Raw genomic sequence first — 6128 nt, 5'->3', positions numbered from 1 at the left:
GGCGCGGGCGGCCCGGCGCTGCCGCCCGGCCTCGGCCAGCCTGCGCAGACACGCCCAGCGGGCCAGGGCGTACAGCCAGGCCCTGCGGCTCCCGAGCTCGTCGGGGACGTGCCGGCCGCGGCGTTCCGCGAGCACGAGGACCTCGGCCAGGGCGGCGGTCGCCGCGTCGTGGTCGCACAGGACGGACAGGCAGTAGGTGAACAGGCCGTCCAGATGGGACTCGTAGCGGGTGTCCGGCCGCTGGGCCAGCGTGCGCGCGGCCCCGCGGTCGCGCACTTCCCGGTGCGTCCGGTGGGTTCCGGTCGTGCGGGTCGAGGTCTCCGGGCCGCTGCTCGTCATCCGGCGACCGTAGGGGGCGTGGGGCGGCGCCCACCGGAGCGCTGCGCGCTTTTAATCCGTACGGGTGAAACGATCCCTCTATCGGGGACAGGAACCTTTCCCTTCACGGTTCCGGCGAGCTCGGGCGGCCCGTCCGGCGCCCGGGGACGAGGCCGTTCGGGCCGAAGCGGGGTCCCGGGCGGGGCCGGGGGCGGCAGCCCCCGGAGGGCGGGCACACCCCGCTGTCAGTGCCTGCCGTTACCGTTCTCGTATGGCTGCCCGTACCAAGACCACCAAGGACCGACCGTCCTACCGCTGCACCGAGTGCGGCTGGCAGACGGCCAAGTGGCTCGGTCGCTGCCCCGAGTGCCAGGCCTGGGGGACGATCGAGGAGTACGGCGCGCCCGCGGTCCGTACGACGGCACCCGGCCGGGTCACCACCTCCGCCCTGCCCATCGGCCAGGTCGACGGCCGTCAGGCCACCGCCCGCTCCACCGGCGTGCCCGAGCTGGACCGGGTGCTCGGCGGCGGCCTGGTGCCCGGCGCGGTGGTGCTGGTCGCGGGTGAGCCGGGCGTGGGCAAGTCCACGCTGCTGCTGGACGTGGCGGCCAAGTCGGCGAGCGACGAGCACCGCACGCTGTACGTCACCGGGGAGGAGTCCGCGAGCCAGGTCCGGCTGCGCGCCGACCGCATCCACGCCATCGACGACCACCTGTACCTCGCCGCCGAGACGGATCTGTCCGCCGTGCTCGGCCACTTGGACGCGGTGAAGCCGTCCCTGCTGATCATGGACTCGGTGCAGACGGTGGCGTCCCCCGAGATCGACGGCGCCCCGGGCGGCATGGCCCAGGTCCGCGAGGTGGCCGGCGCGCTGATCCGGGCCTCCAAGGAGCGCGGGATGTCCACGCTCCTCGTGGGCCACGTCACCAAGGACGGCGCGATCGCGGGTCCGCGCCTGCTGGAGCACCTGGTGGACGTCGTCCTGCACTTCGAGGGCGACCGGCACGCGCGCCTGCGTCTGGTGCGCGGCGTCAAGAACCGCTACGGCACCACGGACGAGGTGGGCTGCTTCGAGCTGCACGACGAGGGCATCACGGGCCTCGCGGACCCCAGCGGACTTTTCCTGACCCGTCGTGACGAACCGGTCCCGGGCACCTGCCTGACCGTCACCCTGGAGGGCCGCCGCCCCCTGGTCGCCGAAGTGCAGGCGCTCACGGTCGACTCGCAGATCCCCTCGCCCCGGCGCACCACGTCCGGCCTGGAGACCTCACGCGTGTCGATGATGCTGGCGGTGCTGGAACAGCGCGGCCGGATCAGCGCCTTGGGCAAACGGGACATCTACTCCGCGACGGTGGGCGGGGTGAAGCTCTCGGAACCGGCCGCGGACCTGGCCGTCGCGCTCGCGCTGGCGTCGGCGGCGAGCGACACCCCGCTGCCGAAGAACCTGGTCGCGATCGGCGAGGTCGGCCTCGCCGGTGAGGTGAGACGGGTCACGGGCGTCCAGCGCAGGCTCGCCGAGGCACACCGCCTGGGCTTCACGCACGCCCTGGTACCGGCCGATCCGGGCAAGGTCCCGCCGGGCATGAAGGTGCTGGAAGTGGCGGACATCGGGGACGCCCTGCGGGTCCTTCCGCGCTCCCGTCGCCGAGAGGCCCCACGGGAGACGGAGGACCGCCGGTAGACTTTGCCCAGGTCTCGCCCGTCCGTACGAACCGAGTGTGCGAAACGACGGTGCCCCAGAACCTGCGACCGGAGGAGTGCAGTGGCAGCCAACGACCGGGCAGCAGCTCCCGGAAAATCCGGTGGGAGTGCCGGTTCCGATGGTCTGATGCGCGCCTCGCTGAGCGCCGTGGCACCCGGTACCGGGTTGCGTGACGGCCTGGAGCGCGTGCTCCGCGGCAACACCGGCGGTCTCATCGTGCTCGGTTCCGACAAGACCGTCGAGACGCTGTGCAGCGGCGGTTTCGTGCTGGACGTCGAGTTCACCGCGACCCGGCTGCGTGAACTGTGCAAGCTGGACGGCGGCATCGTGCTGTCGTCCGACCTGTCCAAGATCCTGCGGGCGGGCGTCCAGCTGGTGCCGGACCCGACCATCCCCACCGAGGAGACCGGCACCCGGCACCGCACCGCCGACCGCGTCTCCAAGCAGGTCGGCTTCCCGGTCGTCTCCGTCTCCCAGTCGATGCGCCTGATCGCGCTGTACGTCGACGGCCACCGGCGGGTCCTGGAGGACTCGGCGGCGATCCTGTCCCGCGCCAACCAGGCGCTGGCCACCCTGGAGCGCTACAAGCTCCGTCTCGACGAGGTCGCGGGCACGCTGTCGGCGCTGGAGATCGAGGACCTGGTGACCGTCCGGGACGTCTCGGCGGTCGCACAGCGGCTGGAGATGGTACGCCGCATCGCCACCGAAATCGCCGAATACGTGGTCGAACTGGGCACCGACGGCCGTCTCCTCGCCCTGCAGCTCGACGAGTTGATCGCGGGCGTGGAGCCGGAGCGCGAGCTGGTCGTACGGGACTACGTCCCCGAGCCCACCGCCAAGCGTTCCCGCACGGTCGACGAGGCGCTGCACGAGCTGAACGTGCTCACGCACGCGGAGCTGCTGGAGCTGCCGACGGTGGCCCGTGCGCTGGGGTACACCGGTTCTCCGGAGACGCTGGACTCCGCGGTGTCTCCGCGCGGGTTCCGGTTGCTGGCCAAGGTGCCGCGGCTGCCGGGGGCGATCATCGACCGGCTGGTGGAGCACTTCGGGGGGCTGCAGAAGCTGCTCGCCGCCAGTGTGGACGACCTGCAGACCGTGGACGGGGTCGGGGAGGCGCGGGCGCGGAGCGTGCGTGAGGGGCTGTCGCGGCTGGCGGAGAGTTCGATCCTCGAGCGGTACGTCTAGGGAGCCCCGGCCCCTGGCTGCTGCCGGCCGGGGGTGGGGTTTCCCCACCCGCGTCTGCGGGGTGCCTCCCCCCGGAGGGGATGCACCCAGCGGCACGACGGCCCGCAGTCAGGCGTCAGGCCGCCTTCAGCACGAACGACGTCCGTACCTTCTCGAAGCCCGGGGCCTTCGCCTCCACCAGGTAGGTGCCCGCACCGGCCGTGCCGGCCTTCGGCGTCGCGCACTCCGGCTCACTCGCCTTGCGGTCCCACTTCACGGTGTACGTGATGCTGTCCTCCGCCGGTACCCGGAACACCAGGCTCCGTGCCCCCTTCGGACAGTCGTCCGACGCCCAGTACGCGTCCTCGGCACTCGCCGGAATGATCGTCAACACCGCGTTGTCCGGGCCGAGATCGACCTTGCAGTCGCTGCCGGAGGTGTTCCGCGCGGTGAGCAGGAACGTGGGCGTCTGCCCGGGCTCGTAGGAGTTGTGGGAGCTGCGCAGAGTGAACTTCACCGCGTTCGCCGTGCAGTTGGGCAGCGAGGACCCCGATCCGGCCGGCAGCGCGTCACCCGCGCCGACCCCCGCCGACGTACCGCCCTCGGAACCGCCGCCCGCGCCGCCCCCGGCGCCACCGCCGTCACCGCCACCGGAGTCCGCGGGATCTCCGTCGGCCCCTTCGTCACCGGACCCGGACGACGAACCGTCCGACCCGCCGGACCCGCCGTCGGATCCGCCGGACCCCGACTCGTCGCGCCCGCCCGGTGCCTGACTGATCGCCGGCCCCGAACTCGACGGTCCCGGAGTGATGGACGGCGCGGGATTCTTGCCGTTGGCCCCGTTGTCACGGTCGCCGCCGCCTCCGCCGCCGGAGACCACCACCCAGGTGATCAACAGCGCCAACAAGGCCAGCACGGACAGCAGTACGGCCCTCCGACGCCAGTAGATGGTGGAGGGAAGCGGCCCGACCGGATTGCGCAGAGATCCCACGGCGCAAACTGTACGAGAGATCGGCGCGTTAACTTGTCCCACCCGCCGCTCCGAGCACAACTTTTCCGGATCATCATTCCGGTAAGAGCCCTGTGACCCCTGTCCTTCGTCAGGTACGGCACGCGACGATCGCGGGGTGTGACCGTATCGGCGCCTCGCCTACCGTGCGTGACCATGGACTTCGTGGACAGCGGGCTCTACCGCGACATCACCGACTACGCGTACGACACCCCGGCGTGGGTACGGCACACGGCCGAGATCGGGACGGAGGCCGGACTGCTGGTGTTCGTCGCGCTGTTCGTGGCCGGCTGGTGGCGGGCACGGCACTCCGGCACCCGCGCGTTCGCGACAGCGGTCCTTGCACCTCTGGCCACGGCTGTGGCGTACGTATGCAGCGAGGTGCTCAAGTCCGGTGTCACCGAGGAGCGTCCGTGCCGGGCGGTCGCCGGTGCCGCGCCGTCGCTGGCGGAGTGCCCGCCGCACGGCGACTGGTCGTTCCCGAGCAACCACGCCACGATCGCGGGCGCCTCCGCCCTCGCGCTGGTCCTGGTCCGGCGCGCGCTCGTCTGGCTGACGGCCCCGCTGGCCCTGCTCATGGCGTTCTCCCGGGTGTTCGTCGGCGTGCACTACCCGCACGACGTGGCGGCGGGCCTGCTGCTCGGCACGGTCGTCGCCTTCGCCGTCGTACGACTGGGCACACGACCGGCGGTCCGGCTCGCGGAGGCGATGCGCGCCTCGTCGGCGTCCACCGCGCGGTGGTTCACCGGGCCGGGGCGGCCGGAACCCGTCACCCGCGCGGTGCCGCCGTACGCCACGCACCGGCGCCGCTGAGCGGGTTCAGCCCGCCACCAGGCCCGCCTCGTAGGCGACGATCGCCGCCTGTACGCGATTGCGCACGCCGAGCCGGTCGAGGACCGCGCTGACGTACGCCTTCACCGTGCCCTCGACGAGGTGCAGCCGGGCGGCGATCTCCGGGTTGGACAGTCCGGCCCCGACCAGGCCGAGGACCTCGCGTTCGCGCGGGCTCAGCACCGCCACGCGCGCGTGCGCCTCGGCCTCCCGGGCCAGCCGGCCGCCGCCGTCGGCCCCGCCGAGGCCCTCGATGACGTACCGGGCCACCTTGGGCGACAGGAAGGCCGCCCCGCCCGCCACCGCCCTTACGCCCGCGATGAGTTCGTACGGGTCGCCGGACTTCAGCAGGAAGCCGGTGGCGCCGCCGCCGAGGGCACGGGCGACGTAGGCGCGTTCGGAGAAGGTGGTGAGCATGGCGACCGCCGTGCCGGGGACGGTGCGGACGATCTCCTCGGCCGCCGCGAGCCCGTCCAGGCGGGGCATGCGGATGTCGAGCAGCGCCACGTCGGGGCGGTGCGCCCGGACCAGCTCGACGGCCTCGCGGCCGTCGCCCGCCTCGGCGACCACCTCCGTCTCGCCGCTGCTCCCCAGGATGGCGCGCACCCCGGCGCGCACCATCGCCTCGTCGTCGGCCAGCAGAACCCGGATCACGGTGCGAACTCCTCGTACTCGTCCCGCTCTTCACCGGACGTGCCGACGCGCGGGATCACGTTCTTGGCGGCCAGGCGGCCCCGTTCGTCGAAGCAGAGCCGGAAGTGGTCGACGGAGACGAAGAGCTCGCCGCTCGCGCGGTAGTAGCGGCAGTCGGTGCCCTCGGGCGGCGCGGGGGCACGCTCCGTCGGCGGGTCCTGGATGTGCCGGTCCGGCAGCACCCGCTCGACCTCCGCGGACGGTGTGCCCGGGCGCAGTCCGGCGTACGCGGCGGGTTCCAGCACCGAGTGCGTCTCGGTGTACGCGTACCAGCCGAAGGCGGCGCCGACCAGGACGACGCCCGCGCCGGCGGCGGCACCGAGTCCGGTGGCGACACGGCGGCGGGCGCGGGTGAAGGGGGCGGAGGCGGGGCGGGGCGGTTCGAGCGCCGTGGCCGCCCGCGCGGGGACG

General features: G+C 73.0%; 5 protein-coding genes and 2 pseudogenes. 3 read left to right on the top strand and 4 right to left on the bottom strand.

Annotated elements, in window-relative coordinates; genetic code table 11:
• Positions 1–339, bottom strand: a pseudogene (locus B7767_RS26490) (hypothetical protein); the annotation flags it as partial.
• Positions 340–589: 250 nt separating this feature from the next.
• On the opposite strand from B7767_RS26490, the gene radA reads away from it, so the two are divergent.
• Both radA and disA read left to right on the top strand, forming a co-directional pair.
• Positions 590–1999: a DNA repair protein RadA gene (gene radA / locus B7767_RS26485; RefSeq protein ID WP_085574391.1), complete on the top strand. Its 1410-nt coding sequence runs from the start codon at positions 590–592 to the stop codon at positions 1997–1999.
• 81 nt (positions 2000–2080) lie between these two features.
• Entirely contained in the window at positions 2081–3205 is a 1125-nt protein-coding gene (disA, locus tag B7767_RS26480) for a DNA integrity scanning diadenylate cyclase DisA (protein WP_085574390.1), read from the top strand.
• A gap of 115 nt (positions 3206–3320) precedes the next feature.
• On the opposite strand, the gene B7767_RS26475 is transcribed toward disA, so the two are convergent.
• Positions 3321–4175, bottom strand: a complete 855-nt coding sequence (locus B7767_RS26475) for a hypothetical protein (RefSeq protein ID WP_085574389.1) — start codon at positions 4173–4175, stop codon at positions 3321–3323.
• A 174-nt stretch (positions 4176–4349) separates the two neighbouring features.
• Between B7767_RS26475 and B7767_RS26470 the strand changes: the two genes are divergently transcribed.
• Positions 4350–5006 carry a phosphatase PAP2 family protein gene (locus B7767_RS26470; protein WP_179167293.1) on the top strand — a complete coding sequence of 219 codons (657 nt, stop codon included), beginning with the start codon at positions 4350–4352 and terminating at the stop codon, positions 5004–5006.
• Between the two features lie 6 nt (positions 5007–5012).
• On the opposite strand, the gene B7767_RS26465 is transcribed toward B7767_RS26470, so the two are convergent.
• Complete coding sequence (locus B7767_RS26465; RefSeq protein WP_073936765.1) at positions 5013–5678, bottom strand: response regulator transcription factor; 666 nt, start codon at positions 5676–5678, stop codon at positions 5013–5015.
• Positions 5675–6128: pseudogene (locus B7767_RS26460) on the bottom strand (ATP-binding protein); the annotation flags it as partial. The gene B7767_RS26465 and the pseudogene B7767_RS26460, both read right to left, overlap by 4 nt.

It is taken from the genome of Streptomyces sp. 13-12-16 (genome assembly GCF_002114215.1).
Lineage (GTDB): Bacteria > Actinomycetota > Actinomycetes > Streptomycetales > Streptomycetaceae > Streptomyces.
The sequence above is the reverse complement of the archived record's forward strand: the minus strand, read 5'-3'. Positions and strand labels throughout refer to the sequence as shown.

Bases quoted from the DNA above. Each gene is read 5' to 3' on its own strand.
- radA (WP_085574391.1), top strand. From the start codon at position 590: ATGGCTGCCCGTACCAAGACCACCAAGGACCGACCGTCCTACCGCTGC.
- B7767_RS26470 (WP_179167293.1), top strand. From the start codon at position 4,350: ATGGACTTCGTGGACAGCGGGCTCTACCGCGACATCACCGACTACGCG.